Annotated in this window: 2 protein-coding genes; one reads left to right on the top strand and one right to left on the bottom strand. The window is 59.3% G+C overall.

Features of this window, described 5'->3' with window-relative positions; translation table 11 throughout:
* Window positions 1–127: 127 nt before the first annotated feature.
* The gene (locus Q0349_RS09865; protein WP_298080734.1) at window positions 128–1,000 is read right to left on the bottom strand and encodes a LysR family transcriptional regulator; all 873 of its coding nucleotides are present in this window, start codon (window positions 998–1,000) and stop codon (window positions 128–130) included.
* Between the two features lie 174 nt (window positions 1,001–1,174).
* Here Q0349_RS09865 and Q0349_RS09860 point away from each other — a divergent pair, with 174 nt between their 5' ends.
* Window positions 1,175–2,260: an alkene reductase gene (locus Q0349_RS09860; protein WP_298080733.1), complete on the top strand. Its 1,086-nt coding sequence runs from the start codon at window positions 1,175–1,177 to the stop codon at window positions 2,258–2,260.
* Window positions 2,261–2,302 lie beyond the last annotated feature (42 nt).

Below are 2,302 nucleotides of genomic sequence, written 5' to 3'. Positions count from 1 at the left end.
CGCCAGCGCCATCCGCCACGATCTGACGCTGGTCACGCACAACACCCGCGATTTCGCCGCCCTGCAAGTGCCATTGCTCAATCCGTTTGCAGACGTATAAGGCCGCCCGCGAGCGGCTTTTTTCATGTCAGTCCGACACCTGTTCCCGCAAAAATTCAATAAAACAGCGGCTTTTTGCGGGCAACAGCCGCGTCGTCGTCAGTGCATGGATTGGCACCGCCTCCGCCTGCCACGGCGACAATACCCGCTGCAAGCGGCCGCTGGCGACCGCCTCGCGCGCGCCCAGCTCCGGCAACAGCGCGATGCCCATCCCGGCGACGGCAAGCCGCTGCAACAGGCCGGGGCTGTCCGCCACAAACGTCCCGGCAACGGCGACCGTCTCCGCTGTCCCGAATGCCGTCAGCCGCCATACCGTCGTCCCTGTCTGCGGCAAACAGCGGTGCGCCGCCAACGCGGCAGGCGACTTCGGCGCGCCCTGCGCCCGCACATAGCCCGGCGCGGCGTACAGATAGCGCGGCGACTGCAACAGGCGGTGCGCGACCAGTCCCGAATCGGGCAGCATTCCCGCGCGTACTGCCACATCAAACGGCTCGCTGACCAGATCCACCCGGCGCGGCGACACATCCATCTCCAGCACAATCTCCGGGAATTGCGCGGCGAATTGCGGCAGCAGCGGCGCGAGAAACTCATAAGCGAAATCCACCGGCAAGGACAGGCGCAACACCCCGCCTGGCCGCGCGTACCGGCCGCTCAGCTCGTCATGCAAAAGCCGCGCCTCCTCCACCAGCGGCGCGGCGCGCTGCAAATAGCGCTGCCCCGCCTCCGTCAGCCTGATTTGGCGCGTACTGCGGTTAAAGAGCTGCACGCCCAGCGCCTGCTCCAGCGTGCGGATACGGCGCGACAGCGACGACTGCGGCATATCCAGCTTCGCTGCCGCCCGGCTGAAACTCAAACATTGCGCCACTTCGACAAACAGCGGTATTTCATTCAAAAAATCCATGATGACTCCAAATATACATACAGGGAGAGCGCTCAGGTGTATGTAAATCACCCCGCGCCCTGCCCTTCCCTGCCAGATTAATACATTTCCGCATAAATGTTATCCATTTTGGGGGATTTATCCGCCAGACGGCAGCGATTACCATGCACCGCATCATTCAACCGGAGACACACCATGAAATTACTCGAACCTTTCCAGCTCGGCAGCCACACCCTGAAAAACCGGATGGTGATGGCGGCGATGACCCGCAGCCGCGCCGATGCGGACGGCATCGTCGGCGACATGACTGCCGAATACTACGCACAGCGCGCCTCTGCCGGACTCATCCTGTCGGAAGCCATCAACATCTCCGCCGATGCCATTGGCAGCCCGCTCACCCCCGGCCTTTACAACGACGCGCAAATCGCCGCCTGGCAAAAAATTACCGTAGCGGTACATGAAAAAGGCGGACTGATTTACGCGCAACTGTGGCATACCGGCCGCGTCGCCCATTCCATTGACCGCCATGGCGCATTGCCGGTCGCACCGAGTGCCATCGCCATTAACGTCGCAGGCGTCAAACATTTCACCTCGCAAGGAGCGAAAGATTACGAAACACCGCGCGCCTTGAGCCTTGCCGAAATAGAGCAAACCATATCCGATTACGCGCAGGCGGCAAAAAACGCGATTAAAGCCGGATTCGATGGCGTCGAATTGCACGCCGCCAATGGCTATTTGTCGCAACAATTCCTCGCCGAATCCGCCAACCAGCGCACGGACGCATACGGCGGCAGCATCGAAAACCGGGCGCGCTTTACCCTGGAAACAATGCGCGCCATTATCGACGCCATTGGCAGCGACAAAGTCGGTATCAAAATCAGCCCGCTGCATCCCTATGCCGGCATAGCCTTTGATGATCCTGTCGCCACTTACCGCTATTTGCTGGGTGAATTAAACAAACTGAATTTCTCTTTTGTGAAAATCATGAAGCGCTCACCAATGTTTCCGCTCCTGCCACATTACCCGCAGGATGATGAAATCGAACTGTTCGGCAAAATGGTGGAGAAAACGCTGATTGCCGGAACGGGTTATACGGCAGAAACCGGCGAGCAGGAGCTGGAAAAAGGCATTGCCGATTTGATTGCTTTCGGCGCTGCATTCCTCGCCAATCCCGACTTGCCGCGCCGCTTTGCCCTCGGTGCCGCATTAAATATTCCCGACCGCGCCACCATGTTTGGCGGCGACAGCAAAGGCTATATTGATTACCCGTTTTTGCCGTAAACAATAGACTTCCTTCCGAACCATAGCTTGCACGACAACCCA

Origin of the sequence: uncultured Cardiobacterium sp. (genome assembly GCF_938028185.1) — a bacterium.
GTDB lineage: Bacteria > Pseudomonadota > Gammaproteobacteria > Cardiobacteriales > Cardiobacteriaceae > Cardiobacterium.
Note: the sequence above shows the minus strand (reverse complement) of the source record. Positions and strands in the feature narration are given on the sequence as shown.